The 20925-nt window shown below is 60.6% G+C and carries 19 protein-coding genes; 6 read left to right on the plus strand and 13 right to left on the minus strand.

What is annotated here, in order from left to right:
• Positions 1-886 precede the first annotated feature (886 nt).
• Positions 887-2428: a PucR family transcriptional regulator gene (locus tag PCS43_RS22900; RefSeq protein ID WP_042923930.1), complete on the minus strand. Its 1542-nt coding sequence runs from the start codon at positions 2426-2428 to the stop codon at positions 887-889.
• 346 nt (positions 2429-2774) lie between these two features.
• On the opposite strand from PCS43_RS22900, the gene PCS43_RS22905 reads away from it, so the two are divergent.
• From PCS43_RS22905 to PCS43_RS22915, 3 genes are read left to right on the plus strand one after another with little or no spacing between them, the layout of a single operon-like run.
• Complete coding sequence (locus PCS43_RS22905) at positions 2775-3854, plus strand: ABC transporter permease (RefSeq protein WP_021331893.1); 1080 nt, start codon at positions 2775-2777, stop codon at positions 3852-3854.
• Between the two features lie 48 nt (positions 3855-3902).
• Entirely contained in the window at positions 3903-4871 is a 969-nt protein-coding gene (locus PCS43_RS22910; protein WP_054188412.1) for a sugar ABC transporter substrate-binding protein, read from the plus strand.
• Between the two features lie 33 nt (positions 4872-4904).
• Positions 4905-5684 carry an ATP-binding cassette domain-containing protein gene (locus PCS43_RS22915; protein ID WP_019745466.1) on the plus strand — a complete coding sequence of 260 codons (780 nt, stop codon included), beginning with the start codon at positions 4905-4907 and terminating at the stop codon, positions 5682-5684.
• Here the strand turns inward: PCS43_RS22915 and PCS43_RS22920 are convergent.
• The 7 genes from PCS43_RS22920 to hisD form a co-directional block, all read right to left on the minus strand.
• Complete coding sequence (locus PCS43_RS22920; protein WP_209909953.1) at positions 5677-5829, minus strand: hypothetical protein; 153 nt, start codon at positions 5827-5829, stop codon at positions 5677-5679. The genes PCS43_RS22915 and PCS43_RS22920 overlap by 8 nt on opposite strands.
• A gap of 125 nt (positions 5830-5954) precedes the next feature.
• Complete coding sequence (locus PCS43_RS22925; RefSeq protein WP_158170434.1) at positions 5955-6095, minus strand: hypothetical protein; 141 nt, start codon at positions 6093-6095, stop codon at positions 5955-5957.
• Between the two features lie 50 nt (positions 6096-6145).
• Positions 6146-6982 carry a sugar phosphate isomerase/epimerase family protein gene (locus PCS43_RS22930; protein WP_054188413.1) on the minus strand — a complete coding sequence of 279 codons (837 nt, stop codon included), beginning with the start codon at positions 6980-6982 and terminating at the stop codon, positions 6146-6148.
• A 31-nt stretch (positions 6983-7013) separates the two neighbouring features.
• Positions 7014-8813: a thiamine pyrophosphate-binding protein gene (locus PCS43_RS22935; RefSeq protein WP_031330783.1), complete on the minus strand. Its 1800-nt coding sequence runs from the start codon at positions 8811-8813 to the stop codon at positions 7014-7016.
• 41 nt (positions 8814-8854) lie between these two features.
• The gene (locus PCS43_RS22940; RefSeq protein ID WP_230359115.1) at positions 8855-10441 is read right to left on the minus strand and encodes a GMC family oxidoreductase; all 1587 of its coding nucleotides are present in this window, start codon (positions 10439-10441) and stop codon (positions 8855-8857) included.
• Positions 10442-10594: 153 nt separating this feature from the next.
• Positions 10595-12028, minus strand: a complete 1434-nt coding sequence (locus tag PCS43_RS22945) for an aspartate ammonia-lyase (protein WP_042923920.1) — start codon at positions 12026-12028, stop codon at positions 10595-10597.
• Positions 12025-13347, minus strand: coding sequence for a histidinol dehydrogenase (gene hisD, locus PCS43_RS22950; protein ID WP_042923916.1), 1323 nt, complete (start codon positions 13345-13347; stop codon positions 12025-12027). Before hisD ends, PCS43_RS22945 begins: the two co-directional genes overlap by 4 nt.
• Positions 13348-13708: 361 nt before the next feature.
• Between hisD and PCS43_RS22955 the strand changes: the two genes are divergently transcribed.
• Together PCS43_RS22955 and PCS43_RS22960 are read left to right on the plus strand one after the other, a co-directional pair.
• Positions 13709-14728 (plus strand): Gfo/Idh/MocA family protein, encoded by a 1020-nt coding sequence (locus tag PCS43_RS22955; RefSeq protein ID WP_042923914.1) that lies wholly within the window; start codon positions 13709-13711, stop codon positions 14726-14728.
• A gap of 237 nt (positions 14729-14965) precedes the next feature.
• Positions 14966-15385, plus strand: a complete 420-nt coding sequence (locus PCS43_RS22960; protein ID WP_125052065.1) for a hypothetical protein — start codon at positions 14966-14968, stop codon at positions 15383-15385.
• 175 nt (positions 15386-15560) lie between these two features.
• Here PCS43_RS22960 and PCS43_RS22965 read toward each other — a convergent pair whose 3' ends face one another.
• From PCS43_RS22965 to PCS43_RS22975, 3 genes are all read right to left on the minus strand, one after another.
• The gene (locus tag PCS43_RS22965) at positions 15561-16064 is read right to left on the minus strand and encodes an NUDIX domain-containing protein (RefSeq protein WP_054825966.1); all 504 of its coding nucleotides are present in this window, start codon (positions 16062-16064) and stop codon (positions 15561-15563) included.
• A 104-nt stretch (positions 16065-16168) separates the two neighbouring features.
• Entirely contained in the window at positions 16169-17461 is a 1293-nt protein-coding gene (locus PCS43_RS22970) for an MFS transporter (protein ID WP_021331879.1), read from the minus strand.
• Between the two features lie 754 nt (positions 17462-18215).
• On the minus strand, positions 18216-18842 hold the full coding sequence (locus PCS43_RS22975) for a TetR/AcrR family transcriptional regulator (protein ID WP_030536574.1): 627 nt from the start codon (positions 18840-18842) through the stop codon (positions 18216-18218).
• 89 nt (positions 18843-18931) lie between these two features.
• On the opposite strand from PCS43_RS22975, the gene PCS43_RS22980 reads away from it, so the two are divergent.
• Positions 18932-19393, plus strand: coding sequence for an SRPBCC family protein (locus tag PCS43_RS22980; RefSeq protein ID WP_064443685.1), 462 nt, complete (start codon positions 18932-18934; stop codon positions 19391-19393).
• Positions 19394-19395: 2 nt separating this feature from the next.
• Here the strand turns inward: PCS43_RS22980 and PCS43_RS22985 are convergent, their stop codons facing one another.
• Together PCS43_RS22985 and PCS43_RS22990 are read right to left on the minus strand one after the other, a co-directional pair.
• Positions 19396-20043, minus strand: a complete 648-nt coding sequence (locus PCS43_RS22985) for a TetR/AcrR family transcriptional regulator (RefSeq protein WP_007730038.1) — start codon at positions 20041-20043, stop codon at positions 19396-19398.
• Positions 20044-20140: 97 nt separating this feature from the next.
• Complete coding sequence (locus tag PCS43_RS22990) at positions 20141-20902, minus strand: SDR family NAD(P)-dependent oxidoreductase (RefSeq protein WP_003939707.1); 762 nt, start codon at positions 20900-20902, stop codon at positions 20141-20143.
• Positions 20903-20925: the final 23 nt, after the last annotated feature.

Genomic DNA, 20925 nt, shown 5'->3' on the forward strand with positions numbered 1-20925 from the left:
CATCCGCCGTAACCCTTGACGATCTCACGAATTCTATCGTGGTCTCGTTTCAACCGAGTGTTGGCTTCGGTTGACCTGTCGTCACAGTAGATGGTGTTCACACATTCGCCCACACCGGACTGCATGCGTCCAAGCTCTACGAAAGCCCCCGAAGAGCTCGACACGGTATGGCACATCGTCTTTCCGCCCCGACATCGCCGTGTCGATCTCGCCACAGAGGTTGCATCGAGCTCGCACGGCCAGCGGCACAGACGGCTTGGGCATAGGCAACGACGAACCGATATGGCGACACGTGACACAGACGTACCCCACTTCTTCCTCCATACGGTGACCAGCCATGTTCGTCGCCCCACTCCTGCCGTAGCTCGGTAGCCTGAAAGATGTTTCTGCACTGAAGGTCCCGCATATGTACACACGACGACGTCCGTGAGACGTACTGTCGACAGCGGCGATTGCCCCGACTGGACACTTCGGGAGAAGGTAGGCGCGACACCGCGGTTTGCGATACTTTCGCCTGTCGCGCCACATCTCAACCTTCACCTTGTTTTACCACCACCGACATGAGTGAATCGTATCACCTAGTGATACGATTCACTCATCTCTTCTATGAAGGGAATCAACGAAATGCTCTAGCCGAAGTCGCCGTTCGTGCTCGACCGCACGAAATGGGCATTGCTTGTCATCTTTCGCACTTCACGGAGCTTGCCAAGCCTCTTGGGCGACAGGGACACCCGACGTCAAGAATGCACTCGAGCTCACCACCAGCGGATTCGGTTTCGTCATCTTGGGACTGCCCGGTGGTTCCCTGTGCGGATTGCCGGCAACAGGCCGTCTCACTGCCGCGCGCGCAGCCCGCACCGCCGTCCCCCTCATCGAAGTCGGAATGCTAGTTCCTTCCGGAACGTCGCGACGAACTGATCGCCGACCCCTCCAGCAGCTCGAGACCTTTGACTGCCAACAGCAAGCGCTGCCGCGTTTCCGGGGCATCAAGGGATTTCCCGAGAATCGTCGAGATCCGCTCCAACCTGTTGTACAGAGTTCTGCGCTGCACGTAGAGCTTGTCCGCCGCTTCAGTCTTGCGACCGTCGACGCTGAGAAATGCGCGCAGTGTCGGCAGTAGCGGACTGGCCGAGTGCGCATCCTTCGTCAACAACGGACCCAATTCGTCTTCGACGAAGCTCGCCAGTTCCGGGCCCTGCGCCAGGGTCACCAAAATCCGCTCGACCCCCAGTTCGTCGAAGTGAAGGACACCACCAGAAGCTCGGGCGACCGCGGCAGCACTGCGCGCTTGAGTGAGCGCGACAGCAACCATGTCACGTGAAATAGCGCGGCTCACACCGACACCCGCACCGACGAAACCGACAAGATCCTCGATCTCCGGCGGACGGCCACCCACTTCCGGCGCCACCGTGACGATGTAATCACCCATGTCGGCACTGATCGCATTGGGACTGCTCCTGCGCTTGGGCCGGATTCCAGCAGAATCGTCACGAGTATTCTTGTTGGCCACGAACACTCGCATCAGGCCAGATCCGAGCCGATACCCCAGACGACTGGCCTGCTTCACGAACTCATCGCCGGAAATTTCTCCCAGCAGCAAGTGTGTCATCAAAGCGGTACTGCGCTGATCGTCACGCGCCTCGCGGCTACGATCGGTGAGAAGCGAGATCGCGATCGCTGCTGCTGCCCGCTCCGCCGCGAATTCAGCCGAGAACGGCGCGGTCGGCGATTGTCCTTGGAGCACGTGGATCCACCCCCACGGTTGACCACGCATGACGACGGGCCTTCGGACACAATCAGTTTCATTGTCGTGCGATACTCTGGCGTGACGATTCCACTCGTCGTCGTCGAATTCGACACCGTCCACTGAGAAATAGACCGTCACCCGGTGAGCGATGTTTTCCAGAACCACCGTGCTGTCGGTGAGCGCCGCCAGAGTCTCCACTATTCCGAGATGGTCTGCGCCGTCGAGCAGCAATCCCGAGAATGTTGCTTCGACCTCACGTTCACGAGTCAGGCTCCGAAGTCGCATTTCGGTCAGAATTTCGTGCACCTGGGCGGAGACTCCGGCGAACGACACTTCGTGGGTCAGCGCGATCACCGGAAGCAGCATTTGTTGGGCTTCCTGCACAACAGCTTGAGGAACTCGATCGAACATGCGACCGGATTCTTCGATCACCAGAGCTGCCGCACCGGCTCGAGAAACCGCCTTCACGTAAGCACGCTGCTCGGCTTCTGTTTCCCCTATACCGAGGCCCGCCGTCAGCAACAATTCGCCGCCGCTGAGAAATCGTGCGATATCGGGGATCTCGGACGAGTGAACCCATCGGACTTCGCGTTGATCCAGATCCGTTCCGCTGGTGAGTACGTGAGGACCGGCCGCGCGGATCAGTGAGAGTTCCAGAGCGTCCGCAACCGTGAAAGACATGTCAAAGACACTACACAAAACGTGTCGTCCAGCCGAGACATCTTTCCCGGCTTGCGTCTAGCTGTGAATGCAGTCACAGGACAGTATTTCTACAACCCCAGGGCTTCGCCGGGGGTCGCCAAACAGAGTTGAGACACATGGCGAACCCGCTTCCTACCTGTCCGAAGATTTGTTTCAGCGCCCCTGTACTGCCGGCCCACCGTCCGAGTAATCGCTACCGATTCTCGAACCGAACGCGAACTGCAGGGCACCGATCCGAATCTCGACACGCACAACGCCGTGCGACCGGGTGACCTGATTTCGCTCTTTCGACCGAACACCGAAACACCCTTTCGAGGAGTCCTCAATGCCCCTGACCGAAGACCAGCAGAAACGGCCGCCAAGCGCGGGAATCTCTGTCGATGACGTCGGCCGTTCCACTCGTTCCGCGGCACCTCAGCCGCCCCACGCATCCTCGCAGGAATGGCTACCGGCTCTGCTCAAACGCATTCTGCCGAGCACACCTTCGCAGGTCGTTCAGCGGGTGATGCTGACTGTACTGGTCGCATCGGTGGTGATTCTGTGCATCGCCAACCCGATCTTCCGGCAGTCGGACAACCTGCTCAACGTGCTGCAACAGGCGGCGATGGTCGGAATCATTGCCGGCGGTATGCAGCTGATGATTATCTCGGGTGGCTTCGATCTCTCGGTCGGAATCGTGGCAGCGGCAGCCGGATGCGCTGCTGCGTACGTCAGTCTCCAGCACGGTATAGCCATCGGAATTCTCGTCGGATTGGTCGCCGGTCTACTCGCCGGCTTCGTGAACGGCATCCTCGTAGCCAAGATCGGCATCAACCCATTCGTGGCCACGTTCGGTACACAAGCCGTCGTCACCGGACTGCTGTACGCCGCAACCGGCGCCACCCCGATCGCTCCTCTTCCTTCCGGATGGACCGATCTGGGCTTGAAGAACATCGCCGGAATCTCCTTTGCCAGTCTTACATTCGTCGTGGTCATCCTGATTCTGCTGTTCGTCTTACGATGCACGCTCTTCGGCCAGCACATCTACGCCGTCGGGAGCAACAAGGAAGGGTCGCGCCGCGCCGGAATCCATGTCGATCGGGTTCTGATTGCCGTCTATGCCATCGGCGGGCTGTGCGCCGCCATCGCAGGAATTCTTCTTGTCTCGATCTCCGGAATCGGGAGTCCGGCAACAGGTACACAGTGGGCACTTCTCGCCATCGCCGCCGTCATCATCGGCGGCACACCACTCACCGGCGGAGTCGGCGGCATCAGCTCCGCGGTGATCGGCATCCTGTCGCTCACCGTCCTGACAAACGCGTTGAACCTGTACAGCGTGTCCGCTTACTGGCAGCCGGCGCTGACGGGTACGGCCGTTCTGCTCGCAGTCGGCTTCGAAGCGTTCCGCAGCGCCCGCAAACGCTGATACATCCGATTCCCCTCGCAGCCAACCACATTCCAGGAGTGAAAACACATGACCGTAAGAAGAACTTCTCGAACGATCCAAACCGCATTTGCCCTTTGCCTGGCTGCGTTCGTCGCCGTCGCACTCACGGCCTGCGGAACCGCACCTTCCTCGGGTGCGAACAAGACATTGGGCTTCGTGGTGTACGACGTCGGCGTCGACCCATGGATGAACGTAGCCATCTCGACTGTGCAAGAAGAAGCTGAAGCTGCGGGATACAAGCTCAGTGTTGTCAACGGGCACAACGACATCGCTCAGATGAGTAGCGGAATGGACCAGCTGGTCACGCAGAAGGTCGACGCCATTCTCCTCGCCCCCAGCGACCAGGACAGCATGACTCCGTCTATCAAACGAGCCGAAGCAGCAGGAATCCCGGTCATCGCATTCTCCCTGGCGCTGTCCGAAGACGCCCCGGTCTCCTCGTTCGTAGGGACCGACGACGTTCAGGTCGGACGCGAGCAGGCGAAGATGGTCGCAGGAGCAATAGGCAATCGGGGCAACGTCGCCTTGATGACCGGCATCCTCGGCAGTGGGCCGCAGATCGGTCGGTCGGAAGGATTCCGTGCCGAACTGCAGGAGAACTTCCCCGACGTCAAGCTCGTAGAAGAGCAGCCGAACAACTGGGCGAACGACAAGACCATCAGCCTGACCCAGGACTGGCTCGCGAAGTATCCGGCGGGGCAGATCAACGCCGTTGTCGCACAAGGACCTGAATTGGCTGCGGGCGCCCGCCTGGCCAAGTCTATGGGCCGAAGCGAAATCGTCTTCGTCGGCAACGACTATCCGGAAGAGATGCGCGAGAGCATCCTCGCGGGAGACACGTACGGAACCATCAACGGTGATCCCAAGGAGATGGCGCGAGAAGCTGTCGCCGCCATGCTGACCCTGCTGGACGGTGGCACGGTGCAACCCAAGATCTTCGTCCCGATCCCGCCCGTAACATCCGCCAATGTCGCCGACTCTCCCGCAGCGTACTGATTCGAGACGACCCCCCAGATCGGAACCACCTCAATGAGTACTATCACCAACACCACCGAGCCTCTTCTCCAGACTACGAACCTCTCCAAGTTCTACGGCGGCGTCAAAGCTTTGCAAGGCGCCTCCATCAGCGTCGGACACGGTGAGCACATCGCCATCATGGGCGACAACGGCGCAGGCAAGTCCACCTTCGTCAAGATCCTTTCCGGCGCGCAACCGTCGAGTGATGGCACCATCCGATTCGACGGTGCGGACTGTGAGTTCCAAAGCCCGATCGATGCACGCGAAGCCGGGATCGAAACCGTCTATCAGGATCTTTCACTCGCAGACGACCTCGACGTCCTGACCAACCTGTTCCTCGGGCGTGAAGAGAAGCTGATCAACTTGGGCGGCTTGAGCGTGCTCAACAGACGCAAGATGGCCAAGCGTGCAACCGAATTGCTCACGGAGATCGGAGTGAACGTGCCCGAGGTACACCGGACCGTTCGGGGTCTTTCCGGTGGCCAGCGCCAGGGTATCGCCATCGCCCGCGCATCCGGTTGGGGATCGAAGCTCATCATCATGGACGAACCCACAGCGGCACTGGGCCTGCAGGAGACCGCCCACGTCCACGACATCATCAAACGCCTCAAACAACGCGGAGTCGCGGTCATCATCGTCAGCCACAACATGCAACAGGTGCTGGAACTGACCGACCGGGTGTACGTTTTCCGGCGAGGCCAGGTCGTCGGGTGCCGAAACACCAAGGAAACCACCGCCGACGAGATCGTCTCGATGATCACCGGCGCTCGACCTGCAGAGGCCGTCACGTAAGCAGCTGTAGCTGCAGGCAGATCGACGTACAGGCCCGTCTGAAGTCACCACGACTTTCGACGGGCCTGTTCGTGTCGCGGATCCGATACTCACCGTCACCGTCGGCGTCGGCGTCGGCGTCGGCGTCGGCGTCGGCGTCGGACATCCGAGACCCTTTCCGTCACCCCTCTGGCCCCCACCGCCCCAGACGAGGCAGAACTACAGCCGCCGAGACGAAAAGTGCTCGGGCCCAACCTGATGAGGTTGGGCCCGAGCACTTTCGGTGTTCGGTTAGTTGATCTGTACTCGGCCATCGACGGCTTCGATCCGCGGGATCGGCAGTGCGCGTAAGGCAGGCGGGACTGTCACGAACTCCTCGACGGTCGGTACTTCACCGTTCGGAATCCTCTGCTTCATCACGGACGGGTTCATGATCACGACTGTATTCATGTTTCCCGGATGCGTCTCCAAACCGAACACGGCTACTGACCGACTGCTTCGATCAATGCGCTGAGGTGGGTGTAGCTCTTCTTCGCGGCGTCGAGCGTGCCGCACTCCACCGACAAGACGACGTCGTGGTCGGCCGCGGCGAGCGTGTCGACGATGCGCTTCCAGTCGATGACACCTTCACCGCAGGCGCATCCCAGCATGCCTCTCACTTTTCCGCGTAGACGTTTCGCGTCGTCCACCGCAATGTCCTTGGCGTGCAAGTGCGTGACCTGACCGATGATGGCTTCGAGCCACTCGTGCGGATCGTTCTCACTCAGGTAGCTGTTTCCGGTATCGAGGTTGATCGTCAGGGCAGGACTGTCGACCAAATTCATGATCTTGTCGAGGCGCTCCGGAGTCGCGGTGTACGGCCCGTGGGTCTCGATTGCGATCTTGATACCCCGGGGCTCCGCGACCAGCGCTGCCTCCTTCAGGGTGTACCGCATGAGCGTGTAGTTCTCTTCCTCCGTGGTCCAGGACGGGGTGGGTCCATCGTCGACCATGATCATCGGAGAACCCACCTCCGCGGCGTAGCGGATGGCCTGGCGGAAGTACTCCACTGCCACCTCCGGCTTGGCGAGTGGCGCGTGGCTCGACAGCGACGAGATGCTGAGACCGCGATCTTCGGCCGCATTCCGCAGGATCAACGGATCGTCGAGCATGGAACGGCTGTGGAAATATCCTGCTGCACTGAGCAGTTCACGACCCCAGTGCACCATCGGCTCGACGTACTTGTAGCCGATCTCGGCAGCTTGGTCCATGGCCCAATCGAAAGAGCCGTTCTCGTATCGCGCGAACTCCAGATTAAGTCCGAGTTTGATGTTGCCCATGACTTACAACTACTTTCCGGTGAGGGGTGGGTCAGAAGCCGCGCTGGTTCACGTAGTCGTCTCGAACTTCGCCGTGGTAGGCCGGCACGGTGATATCCCACCAACCCATTGCATGCATCTCGGTCCAGGGAAGCTCGCGAGCACTGATCGCCTCGATGACTACGGGGCCCTCGGTCTCGAATGCGCGCTGAACAGCGGCGCCGAGCTTTGCGGGATCCTCGACTCGCTCGGACTTGCATCCGAGAGACTGCGCGAACGCAGTGATATCGGCGAAGTACGGGGATCCATCCGGCAACTTCCAGCCTGAGATGATTTCCCGTTCCGCGCCGAAGAGATTGATCTGGAGGTCCTTGATTGCTTCCCAGCCACCGTTGTTCAGAACGACGAAGACGACATTGACGCCGCTCATGGCGGCAGCTGCGATCTCCGTGCCGGTCTGTAGGAACGCGCCATCGCCGACGAGCGCGAGAACCGGCTTGTCCGGTGCGCCGATCGCGGCGCCGATCGCGGCAGGTACACCGAATCCGATTCCGGAGAATCCGCCGGCAACGATGTTGCTCTTCGGCTCGTAGATCGGGAATTCGTTGAACGCCTGATTTGCCGGGTTGCTGGAATCGGTGACCAGAATTCCGTTACGCGGAAGGACCTTTCGGATCTCGACCATTGCCCGCGAGTTGGTCATCGGCAAGTAGTCGGTCTCACGCATAGGGCGCAGGTGCTCGTCCCACTGTGCCTTCAAGTCCTGAAGTTCGGCGTAGTAGTCGGTTGCCCGGAAGTCGTAATCCGCTGCCGGTGCGCCGAGTTCGTCGATCAGAGACGAGAGCGAGGTCTTGGCGTCGCCGACGATCCCGACCTCGACCGGGTAGTTGCGGCCGATCTCGAATCCGTCGATGTCTATGTGAACGAGTTTCGTGTTAGGGATGTCGAATGTGACTCCGGGGCGGTACGAGGACGTGATGCGATCGCTGAATCGGCAACCCACTGCAAGAATGACGTCGGCGGTCTTGGTGACTCCGTTACCCGGAATCGATCCCATGTCGCCGCACGGCCACGCGTACAGATCGTGGTCTGCAGGGAATGCGCCTTTGCCCTGGAAGGAGTGCGTCACGGGAGCGCCGAGACGTTCCGCCAGTGTGAGGAGTTCCGCACCGGCCTCGGCTGCGATGACGCCTCCGCCAGCGAGGATCACGGGACGCTTAGCACCCGCCAGTAGCTTGGCTGCCTCGGCAATGGCGACGGGATCACCAGTCGCCCGGGTCTGAGCTCGGCGCGAGTACAACTCTGGAACATAGTCGCCGTACTCAGCTTGCAGGTCCTGCGGGATATCCACCAGGACAGGCCCTCTGCGACCTTCGAGCATCGTGTTGAACGCCTGAGCCATCGCGGAAGGTAGCTGCTCGAGTCGACCGGGCTGCCACCAGCGCTTGACGACCGGCTCGACCATCCGTGGGAAATTGTTCCCGTGCGGCCGATCGATCTCCTGGAGGACGCCGCGGTTCTCCATATACGTGTGAACGGCGCCGGTGATCAGAATCATCGGCTGCGAGTCCGCGAACGCAGTCGCGATTCCGGTTACGGTGTTTGTCGCTCCCGGTCCGATGGAAGTACAGACGGCCGCGATCTTGCCCGATGCGCGGTAGTAGCCGTCGGCCATGTGTGCGGCGCCCTGCTCGTGGATGGCGGGAACCAACTCGATTTCGTCGGCCCGGTCGACGAACGCATCAAGTAACGCCGTATTGCCGTGTCCCGGAATAGCGAATACCTTTTCAACTCCTTCACGGATCAGTATGTCGACCACCATCTGGCCACCGGTGAGCTTTTGCACAGTCATGTTCTTCACTTTCGAATCGAAAAGAATTGGGGGTGAGCAATTTATGCAGAGATCGACGAGCCGTGCGATGCACCCGCCGTGGAGTCGCCGCTTCGAGCGATGATCGAATCTGCAACACGCAACGCGTTCGCCGCGATCGACAGCGCCGGATTCATCACCGGGAGCGACGGAAAGAAGGAGGAGTCGACGACATACAGGTTGTCGACATCGTGTGCCTGGCAACTCGGATCGAGGACCGATGTAGCCGGGTCGGTACCGAGCCGAACGGTTCCGGCCTGATGCGAGTTGACCTCTATCCCTGTTCCTTCACTGATGACCACCGGAAATCCGATCTTGCGAAGCATTTTTCGCGTCTCGCGAACCAGAACCTCGTGTGCCCGGACGTTATTCGGTTTCCATGCGATCTGGATACGCCCTCCGGGAGTCAGCGTGACACGATTTTCAGGGTTGGGCAGATCCTCCGTGAACAGCCACCAATCGGTACTACGGTTCGTGGCAAGGCTCAACGCCCATTTGGGGATGTGGGGCCGTTGCCCCTTGATCATCTCCGCTTGGAGCTTCCCGATCAGTTGCACATGGCCTAGCGGATACGGATGATCGTCAGTGCCACGCAGGTAGAAGTCGTTGAAGTACAACGTCTTTTGAAATTCGGACTTGTTCTTCTTGAGTGGGTCGATGGCCACCATGATCGAGTTCATGTGCACCATGTAGTTACGACCGACCATTCCGGAGGAATTTGCGAGCCCGTCAGGATGGACAGATGTGGCCGAACGTAGCAGCAGCGCTGCAGAATTGACCGCACCACAGGAGATTACGACCGTATCCGCACGTACTGTGGAGGTGACGCCGCGATGGGTCACTTCGACGCCTGATGCTCGACGTCCGGAATCGTCGGTCAACACCTTCTCCACGTACCCGTTCGTGACGATTTCGACGTTGCCCGAATCGAGTGCGGGTCGCACGCAACAGACGTCGGCATCCGATTTCGCCAAGGTACGGCAGGGGAACCCGTCGCATGTCTTGCATCGAATACATGACCCACCCTGCCGAAGGTCGACCCCGAGAGGGAGATTGGAAGGGGTGAAACCCGCCTTACGCATGTCGTCGGCGACCTGCTGTATCGCTGGCTCGTGCCCTACGGGAGGGTACGGAAATGGTTGGTCGCGTGGCAACGTCGGGTCGTCGGTGTGGTCGCCGTGAACCTTGTACACCTGCTCGGCACGTGCGTAGTAGGGTTCGAGATCGTCATACGAGAACGGCCATGCCGGCGATTCACCGTCGTGATGCCGTGAGGAATGAAAATCCTCTCTCCTGAACCTGACCAACGAGCCACCGTAGAATTTGGTGTTTCCGCCGACGTAATAGTAGGTGCCGGGGGCGAACTCCCGCCCTTCGGTGTCGACCCATTTTTCGGCGTTCTTGTACCGATCTTTCTCGAACACCGCTCGGGGGTCCCAATTCTGACGTTCCTGTGGAAGGAAGTCTCCCCTCTCGATCAAGAGCACATCGAGGCCGGAATCCTTGAGAGCGTATGCCATCGTTCCACCCCCCATTCCGCTTCCCACGACGATGACGTCGTAGTTGCTCTTACAGGGGGGATGACTGTCCATTCGTGTCTTTTCGAACATGGTTTCCGTCTCCTGGCTGGCTTGGCGCGGTACGTCCTTGAACCGTGCCGACTCAGCTTCTGTCAATCCTGACACAACAGGACTGCAAGTAGTTATACGTATCACTAAACGATACCGCCCACATGTGCGGTGTCAACCGCCCTGAAGACCTGGTCAGGTCGACGGGACGAGTGGATCGAAATCGGGAGCCGACACGATCGCAGTTCGTGCCAAATTCGCAGGCTCCATGATCGCGTCCAAATCCTCCTTGCCCAACAACCCGCGTTCGAGCACCAACTCCACGACGGTACGACCGGAAGCAAGCGCGTCCGCCGCCAATTCCGTCGCGGCTGTGTAGCCGATGTAGGGATTGAGCGCGGTCACGACACCGATCGAAGCCGCGACCGTTCGTTCGAGATGCTCGACGTTGGCGGTAATGCCGATCACGCATCGCTCGCGCAACACAGTGCAGCCCCGCGTGAGGAGTTCTGCAGTCTCGAACAAGCTGTGTGCAATGACCGGTTCGAATGCGTTGAGCTGCAGTTGACCCGCCTCGGCAGCCATGGTGATGGTCAGATCGTTTCCCACCACCCGGTAGGCAATCTGATTGACCACTTCCGGAATGACCGGATTGACCTTTCCGGGCATGATCGACGAACCTGCCTGCACCGCAGGTAAATTGATCTCACCCAGACCTGCTCGTGGGCCTGAGGACAGCAATCTCAGATCGTTGCAGATCTTGGACAGTTTGACCGCGGTACGCTTGAGCACTCCCGACAGCTGAACGAAGGCCCCGACGTCCTGGGTTGCTTCGATGAGATCCGATGCCGTCGAGATGTCGAGACCGGTGATCGACACCAGATGCTCACGCACACGTCTGGCGTACTCCGGGTGCGCATTGAGACCGGTACCTATCGCCGTCCCTCCCAGGTTGATCTCCGAGATCAACCGAGCGGCCTCTTCCAGTCTCTGAGAGTCCTCCTTGATCATCACGGCGAACGTGACAATCTCTTGACCGAGAGTCATCGGGACCGCGTCTTGCAACTGAGTCCGCCCGACCTTGAGCACGTGGGAGAACTCGGCTGCTTTCTCCGCGAATGCGCCTGCAAGTTCGTCCATCGCACCTCGAAGCCTGGTGACGGCACCTTGCAAGCCGATTTTGATCGCGGTGGGGTAGACGTCGTTGGTGCTCTGACTCATGTTGACGTGTTCGAGCGGATGGAGGAATTGGTACTGCCCCCGTTCGCCGCCGAGAATTTCGAGCGCGCGGTTCGCGACCACTTCGTTGGCGTTCATGTTCGATGACGTGCCGGCACCACCCTGAATGACGTCGACGACGAACTGGTCGGTGAACCTGCCCGCACGAATCTCCTTGCAAGCTTGCTCGATCGCCGCTGCATGCTCGGGCGAGAGGATTCCGAGGTCGGCGTTCGCCCGAGCAGCGGCCTGCTTGACCGCAGCCAACGCCGATACCATGTCCGGGTGGACCGAGAGAGGAATACCGGTGATCGGGAAGTTCTCCAGTGCTCTCAGCGTGTGGATGCCGTAGTAGGCCTCCGCAGGCACTTCGCGATCACCGAGCAGGTCGTGCTCGATGCGCATCGTCATTTGAGGTTTGCCGCCACCGGGATCTCGCCCCACGGTAGTTCGGCTCCACCGAACTTCGCCGCACGCAGGTCACCTGAACGGGCGTGGCCTTCGAAGCGTTCCAGTCGGGACAGTCGCGCAGCGATCTCGCCGATCCTGGCGCTCGCCGCCGGATCGCGCACCTCCTGGAAAGTGAGGGTTTTGAGGAACTTCCCTACCCAGAGCCCTCCGGTGTAGCGCGCAGCGCCAAGAGTAGGAAGTACGTGGTTGGTCCCGATCACTTTGTCGCCGTATGGAACACACGTTCCTTCCCCCAGAAAAAGGGCACCGTAGTTGCTCATGCTGTCGAGCGCTTCACGCGGATTCTGCGTCAGGATCTGTACGTGCTCGGAGGCAAACTTGTCCGCGAGTTCATATGCTTCGGAGAGAGTCTCGACAACGTGGATCTGTCCGTGGTCGCGCCAAGCGGGCCCGGCGATCGCGTTCGTCTCCAGACCGGGTAGCAATGCGTCGATGTGTTTGATCACCTCGTTGCCCACAGCCTCGGACGTCGTGATCAACACACACGGTGAATCCGGACCGTGTTCAGCCTGGCTGAGTAGATCCACTGCGATGGTGAACGGGTCGGCGCACTCGTCGGCAACGATCAGTGTTTCGGTGGGACCTGCAAAGAGATCGATTCCGACCTCACCGAAGAGTTGACGCTTTGCCTCTGCCACGTATGCGTTGCCCGGCCCCGTGAGGATCGAGACAGGATCGATCGTCTCGGTACCGAGAGCCAGCGCTGCAATCGCCTGTACGCCACCGAGCACGAAAATCTCGTCGGCCCCGGCGAGATGCATTGCGGTGATGCTGATCTGGGGCGGAAGCCCGTCATTCGGGGGCGTCGTAGCCGCGACGCGTTCGACGCCTGCGACCTTCGCGGTCAGCACCGTCATGTGCGCCGACGCTGTCAGCGGGTACCTGCCACCCGGAACGTAAGCTGCAGCCGCGTCGATCGGAATGTTCCGGTGCCCCAAGAACACGCCGGGCAGAGTCTCGACCTCGAGGTCTGTGATGGTGTCGCGCTGCGCCTGGGCGAAGTCGCGAATCTGACGCTGCGCGAACTGCAGGTCCTCGAGGACCGTTGTCGGGACGGACTTGACGATCTCGCGGATCTGATCTTCGTCGAGCCGGAACGAATCCGGTGACCACCGGTCGAAACGGTCAGAGTACTTGCGGACCGCGTCGTCACCGTTGGCACGAATGTCTGCGATCACACCCGCGACAGTGTCGACCACCGCCGGATTGCTGGCACGCTGCGCTGGTTCGCCGACTGCGGCTTTGAGAACGAACGACATTGGCGGGTTGCTCCTTCGAGGTGAGGCATGAAATCAAACTGATAGCCCTAGCTTTCCTGCGAAGTGATCCAGCGGACAGACACATAGGGGGAACCACTTCTGCCAAATTCTGCCCAATCCGTGCATGATATGCCGGTCGTTCGAAAGCTCACGGTCAGAGCAGGTGCAGCGCTCGCGCCTGCTCACAGTGGTCGATCAGCGGCTCACGCTTGCACGTTTTGGCGCTGTCGATATCTATCGCCACTTCGTAGGGTTGGCCTACCAGATTTCGTCCGCGCCGAACTCCTGACGTCGAGTCGGCCGATACCCGGAGCCGTCGCTGTCTATTCGACATCGTCGATGCCCGAGAAGGAATACTTCGATGAGCGAACAACCGCATCTCGTCTGGGGAATCGTCGGTGCGAGTGATATCGCCGAAACGAGAATGATTCCCGCACTGCGAAGGACCGGCCACCACATCAGTTCCGTGTACAGCGGAAATGCGGACCATGCCGAGCAGTACGCACGTCGGAACGAGATATCGAACGGAACGAACAAGCTGAACGATCTGCTCAGCGATCCCCTCATCGATGCGGTCTACATCTCCAGTGCAAATGATCGCCACCTCGAGCAGGTGTGCGCGGCGGCAGCAGCCGGAAAACACGTTCTCTGTGAGAAGCCGCTGTCGACGAGCATCGACAATGCGCGGAAGATGACCGCCGCTTGCGAATCCGCCGGCGTAGTCCTAGGCGTCAACCACCACCTGCCCGCAGCAGGTACGCACCAGGCCATTCGACGCACAGTGGCGCGCGGCGACATAGGCCGGATTCTGTCGGTCAGTGTTCGCCACACGTCGCTCCTACCCGAACGTTTGCGAGGGTGGCGACTCGGTAGCACGCCGGGATCAGGCGCCGTCATGGATCTTTCCTGCCACAACGCCTCCGTCGTGAATCCGCTACTCGGCACAAGAGCACTGACGGCGAGCGCGATCACTGTGGCCCAAGGAGATTGGGTGACCGAAGCCGAAGATGCAGCCTCCTCGTCGATTCTCTACGAGAACAACGTCCTTGTACGATTCCACGACACTTTCACTACGCCATTCGCACCCACGTATGTGGAGGTGCACGGGACAGCCGGCAGCCTTCATGCAGCCGACGTCATGACTCCGGAACCCATCGGGTCGGTCGTTCTGCACGATCGCCGGGGATCGCACGAGATCGATGTCGAAGACCGCCGGCACACGTACGACATCACGCTGGAACACTTCACCCGTGCCACGCGCGGTGACGGCCGACCAGTCGTCGACGGACTCGACGCGACCAACGCACTGGCAGTGAGCATCTCGATACTCGAGTCGGCCAGGACGGGTAACCGGGTCCCAGTCGACTTCTGTGGACAGTAGCCGTTCACAATTCACACTCGGAGCTGGTTCGATCCAAGGTAGAGGTTCATGAAACGTCCCACTGAGCGTGACGAAAATACGGATTGGAATAGATTCGCGATCCCACAATTCGTGGAACTTCTGCGGGCCGGTTCAGTTGGGCGCGGCCCGGCAATCGTAGGGATCGATGGGAGGGGTGGTTCCGGCAAGTCGACGCTGGCCGCACTGTTATCGGCAAACTGTACAGGGACGGTCATCGTGCACACAGATGACATCGCGTGCAGTCGAACATTTTTTGGCTGGGATACCTTGCTCGCCAAGGAATTACTGGAACCTATCCGGCGAAATGGGCTTCCATTCACCTTCCAGCCGAACCACGACAAGCCTCGCGATATCGCTGTCCCTGACCAGACGACGTTGCTTCTCGTGGAAGGTGCCGGGTCGATCCGCCGTTCATTGCGGATGTTGTACGACGCGACAGTGTGGGTCGACACCGCACCGGAGACAGCGCGACAACGATTGGTCGAGCTCGGCGAGGATCCACAGGGCTATCACGACGACAGGATGATCGAAGAGAATTCGTTGCTGAACGCGGACCGCCCTTGGGCGCACGCAATGTTTCACGTGTCTGGAACCAACTCTGCGACCAACGGCACAGTCCTGGTGCGCCGAACATAACCCCGTCGACCTCGAACGGCATTGGCATCACGAGTCGTCCACGGGGTTGTCTACGACGGGTCGCTGCCCAGTTGCGGCATATTCTCCTGTACAGAGCGTCGGTGTCTTGTCATGTACGTGGCGTCGGTGTCGCCAGCGATCGCGCGGACCGATTCTGTACGAGTAGCAACCTGGATCAATCCGAGCCGAAACACACTACCGGGCACGGCGAGCCGCGACGAAGGGTGAGATCGAGTCTCTCGGCGATATCGTGAGGCGCGAAAAGGGCCGAACCCGAATAGTTCTCGATCTCTTCCAGACTCCACCATCTGAAACCGTGTAGGTGCTCATCGCGCAATTCTGCGTCGGTCAGTGCCCCTCGTGGTTCGAATTCATGAACTCGAACCAGGAAATAGAAGTTGTCGACGCCGCTGAATCCGGGAAAGTGCTCTGGATCGATGATCGTTTGGCGCCAGACGAGCGGCTGCGTCGTGCGTAGTTCGAGCCCTACCTCTTCTCGAAGCTCTCGCTCGAGTGTGCCGCGTGGGGTCTCACGTTCCTCACAACGGCCACCGGGCGTGATCCAATAGGTTTCATCGGATCTAGATCGAAACTCGCACAACAGTATTCGATACGAATGATCCACGATCAGCGCTCGCGCAGAACGTCTGATCGACTCCGAAGGTCCGCCGGTGCTCATGTTTCTTCCTCAAATCCCGAACAGAATTTCCTTCCGTTCGGTGACACCAGTGCGAGTACACCGGATTTCGATGTACTCGCACGTGGGCCACTGCTTGTTCGACCTCAGTGGGAGACCGTGTGATGCTCCGGCTTCGGAGCATTTCCCGTACGTTCAGTTTCCGAGTATCGCGGAACGGTTTTCATCAATACAGGACCGCCGACGGCGATGAGCAGGAGCAAGATTGCCGGCAGCGCCGGCATCCAGCCGATTCCGAATCCGTCGACGATGAGCGTGATCGCAGCCGGCCCGGCGAGCATGCCGACGTAGCCGATCGCATTGACAATTCCGATGTTTCTTCCGGCGTTCTCGGGGTCACGACGGCCGGCAGCAGAGAGCATCAGCGGAGCCATGCATGCCAGCCCGAGCCCCAGGAGAACGAATCCCACCAGGGCGAACGGAGCTGACGCACCCCCGATCGCGAGCAAGGCACCGACGAATCCGATCACACCACTGACGGCCACGATGACGCGCGCACCGAAGTACTCGGCGAGCCGGTCGCCGAAGAGGCGCCCCACGAATTGTGCACCGGAGTAGAAGGTCACAGCTGTCGCAGCCATACCTGCGCTGGTATCGGCATGGCGCCGGACGAACTCCTGTCCCCAGTCCAGAATTGCGCCTTCGCTGAGCATCGATGCCAGCATCAAGAGGCCGAATCCGGCCATGATCAGCAAAGTCGTCGTCGACGCCGATCTCTCGGTTGTCGATTGCTTCTCGATCGCGACTGCGGCAGCCGGGGGAAGCAGCTCATCGCGAGTCAACAGCCAGCGACCGAACACAGCTCCGAGAACCGACATCGTGACACCGATCGAGATGTAGGCCACGGCGGGGCTCTCGACATAGTGACGGGCGATTGCACTGGCCACCAGGCCGATGACGAATCCGCCTGCCGGATAGGCCGCGTGGAACGCAGACATGATGGGCCTGCCGTAGTAACGCTCCACCTGCACACCGTGTGTGTTGAAGGCGGTATCGAAGGCACCTCTCAACAGGCCGATCATCACGCCGAGGAACATTGCGCTGGCAATACCCTGCAAGAACGCGAACGGGATATACATCAACGGGTAGATGATCATCGTCGGCATACAGGTGGCTCGCGGACCGTACCTGTCGACGAACGGCCCGATGAGGAAGCAGCCGACTGCAGCGCCGACGCCGATCGCCAGTGCCACCAGCCCGAAATTCGAGTCTCCGCCCTCCCCCGACCACCCCAGGTGAGCACGGAGCGCAGTGGTGTTCGTCGACCACGTGAGCATGACCGCTCCCAATTGCGCGAATCCGAAGAATGTCGCAACCCGGGCGAGCCGAATTCGCTGGAGGCTCAGCGCCGGCCGGTCTTCCGAAATGTTCGTAGTCATTGTGAGTCCTCAATCTGCACACGCGTGCCCCTCAATAGGGTTGCGAGGCACGTCATGTACTGCAATCAGCGTTGTCCAAATCACGTTACGGAGTCGCCATCACAACAACGATGCGCAGTGCGAGAACTAATTCACCATAAATATGCACATATCGCGCACATCCTAGGCCAAACAGTCCCCGCAGCCGCACGCCCGCCAGGTCGACACTGCGCACTGCATCATTGCGCGTAACGACACCGGGGGATAAAATTCACCATTCTCGTGCGGTTAAACGTATCACCGCACGTGGAAGAGTCAATAGGGCAAGAATCAGCGCACTGGTAATTGATCGACCGAGCCGTGTGCCCGAAGGTGAGCCTCGTGCCGGTGTAGAAGTAGCTACAGCGAGCCTGCACTGTTTTGCAACGACGCGTGGACGGTCACCCGCGAGACCGCACTCGCAAGCCTCCTGGCCGGCGCTGACCGCCTACTGATCCCCGGCGGCGATGAAGTCACCACTGTTGCAAAGTCGTTGGCCGCCGCGGCCGTCCGGAATCCGATAGCTGGAGAACGCCTTCGCAACGCAACAAACCGTGTCCGCGCGCTGGTCAATGCGACCGACCTACGCGATTTCCCAGGCAAACAAAAGCGAGGTTGAACGCGTCGTGGCCGACACCAAACGCTGGCGACCGCCTTCCGCGACACTGCACACAGCAGTTACTCCCCCACCCGCTTCGCCCCCACAGTCACTCCCCCACCCGCTTCGCCCCCACAGTCACTCCCCCACCCGCTTCGCCCCCACCATGCGCCTCGCTATCTCCAAATACCTCTCCACCAACTCGTCCGGAGACAACTCACCGTCCGGTCGGTACCAGACCGCGACGGCGACGCACATCGTCACCACGGCTCGGCTGGCGTCCTCGGGATGGTCGGCCTCGAACACTCCCGAAGCGACGCCGTCGAGGACGATCCGGTCCACCTGCTTCTGCTGTTCGTCGCGCTGGGCGATGTAACCAGCCCGGCTGTCGGGCTCCATGCTGCGGATCTCCGAGGAGGCGACGAACGACTGCTCGCGTCGAAACATGTGGAACCGCAACAGAGATTCGATCACCGCGTCGAAGCGATCGGAGGGATCGTCCCCGGCATCGAGTTCGGCGGCGCGGCTTCGCTCCAACAACTCCGTCATCACAACGGTCGCCAGACCGATCAGCAGAGCTTGCTTGGACGGGTAGTGGTGGTAGAGCCCCGGCACCGACAGCCCGGACCGCGACGCGACGTCACGGATCGAAGTCCCGTGATAGCCCTGCTCGACGAACGCCTCCAACGCCGCAGCGAGCGGTTTCGGTAGTCCCAGGTCTTCGTAATCGCGCCAGGACCCGCGTACCGGAAGCTCGTTCGTCATACCGATACCGTAGATCGCTCTTGCGCCGCCGCCGAACACGTCGGAGCCATTGGTTAGAGTCGGTGTTCACCGAAAGACAGGGACCAGTCATGATCCATGTTCGCCACACCGCGGTTGCTGCCGTGCCGGTTGATGTCGCCTTCGACTACATCGACGACTACCGCAATGTCCCGACGTGGATGTTCGGTGTTTCCGAGTTCACCCCGTTCGGAGAGTTCGATCAGGGACTCGGCGCCACGTTCGACGCGGCCATGCAGATCGGGCCGAGCACGTTGCGCTCCAAACTCGAGGTCACCGAGTGGGAGAAGAATCGGATCATCAAGCTGTCCTCGCTCGGCGGTGTATCCAACTCGTCCACGTGGGAGTTCGCCGCGATCGACGATTCCAAGACCGAGCTTTCCGTCGACTTCGCCTACAAACTGCCCGGCGGCATTGCCGGCAAGGCACTCGGCCGATTGATCGGGCCGTTCGTCGAAAACGCTGTCAAGAACAGCGAGGAAACACTGCGCCACAGCCTCGAGGAGCAGTTCGCGGCCCGCGGCGAAGGCTGAAACTACCCGCGGTCGCCTTCGAGTCCCAGCGCGTTGGCCCACACCTGAGTAGCCGTCTTGACGACGTCCTCGAACGGGACGGGGTTGCCGTCGGCGCCAGGTTCCTCGGAGACGAATGAACTGTAGGCAAGACGGCTCACCATCGCCGACAGTGCTCGGGAAGCCAGCAGCGGGTCCAACGAGGCGTCTGCCTTGCCTGCTGCTTGCAAGCGTTCGATGGCTCGGGCATTGCGAGAAATGAAGGTCTCGGCTCGGTCCCGACGCAGTTTCGCGAAGGCCGGGTCGATGTGCGATACCTGCTCGAGTAGGCCCATGAGTTTGGCGTTGCGGCGAAAAGCCGTCAGGTAGGCACGGTTGCTCGATTCGAGGACCGCATACGGATTGTCGACGTCGCGGACCCGTCCCATGCCTGGGTGCAGCATGTCTTCCTGCGCGACGTCGAGAACTGCGGCGAAGATCTGCTCTTTGTTGTCGAAGTAGGTGTAGAACGTGCCGGTGGAGCAGTTCGCTTCCTTGGTGATGTCCGTGAGACGGGCGTCGAGATACCCTGCGCGCTCGAACACCGTTCGAGCCGCTGCGACCAGAGAAGCCCTGGTCCGGACGCCGCGGGCAGTCACCGGCAGGTCACGCAGAAGCTCCGTCGCAGCCATGGATGGTGGCGGACGGTCTTCCCAGTTCTCCTGAGGTTCGGCGCGAGAGGTCACCAGCTACTTATACGGCAAAGCCGGCGACATCTCGGCATCGGCGTCAGGTGATGGTGATTCCTCCGTCGACGGCGATGGTCTGACCGGTGACGTATCCGCCGGCCTCGGACGCGAGCCACACCATGGTGGCCGCGAGCTCTTCCGGATCGCCCATGCGGCCGAGGATCAGGCGCGGAGCCATCGCGTCCAAGTAACCGTCGTTGTATTGGTCTGTCATTTCCGACTTGAAGAAGCCGGGCGCGATCGCGTTGACGCGAATGCCCTTGCGCGTTCCCCACTGCTGTGCGAGGTCGCGGGTCAATCCGACGACGCCTGCCTTGCTCGCCGCATAGGCGGCCTGCGGGAGTCCGGCGGTCGTCAATCCGAGAATGCTCGAGATGTTGACGATGGAGCTGCCCGGGAGCATGACGCGGCCGCAGGCCTGCGCTGCCCAGTAGGACCCGTTGAGGTTGATGTCGATGACGGCGCGGAACTGGTCCGGGGTCTCGCGGGTCGCCGGAACGGCAGTTCCGACGCCGGCGTTGTTGACCAGCACGTCCACGCGGCCGAACTTCTCCATCGCGGCGTCGACCATGTTCTGAGCCTGAGCCGGATCGACGATGTCGGTGGCCACGCACAATGCTTCGCGGCCTGCGTCACGCACGAGCTTGGCCGTGTCTTCGAGCTTGTCGACGCGGCGAGCAGCGAGGACGACGTCCGCGCCGGCCTCTGCTGCGGCTTTCGCAAACGCCACCCCGAGGCCCGACGACGCACCGGTCACGATGACCACTCGATCGGTCAGAGAGAACTTGTCGAGAACAGACATGCGCGGTGATGCTCCTGTGTCGT

The sequence above is a fragment of the Rhodococcus sp. C-2 genome (assembly GCF_027854095.1).
Classification (GTDB): domain Bacteria; phylum Actinomycetota; class Actinomycetes; order Mycobacteriales; family Mycobacteriaceae; genus Rhodococcus_F; species Rhodococcus_F qingshengii.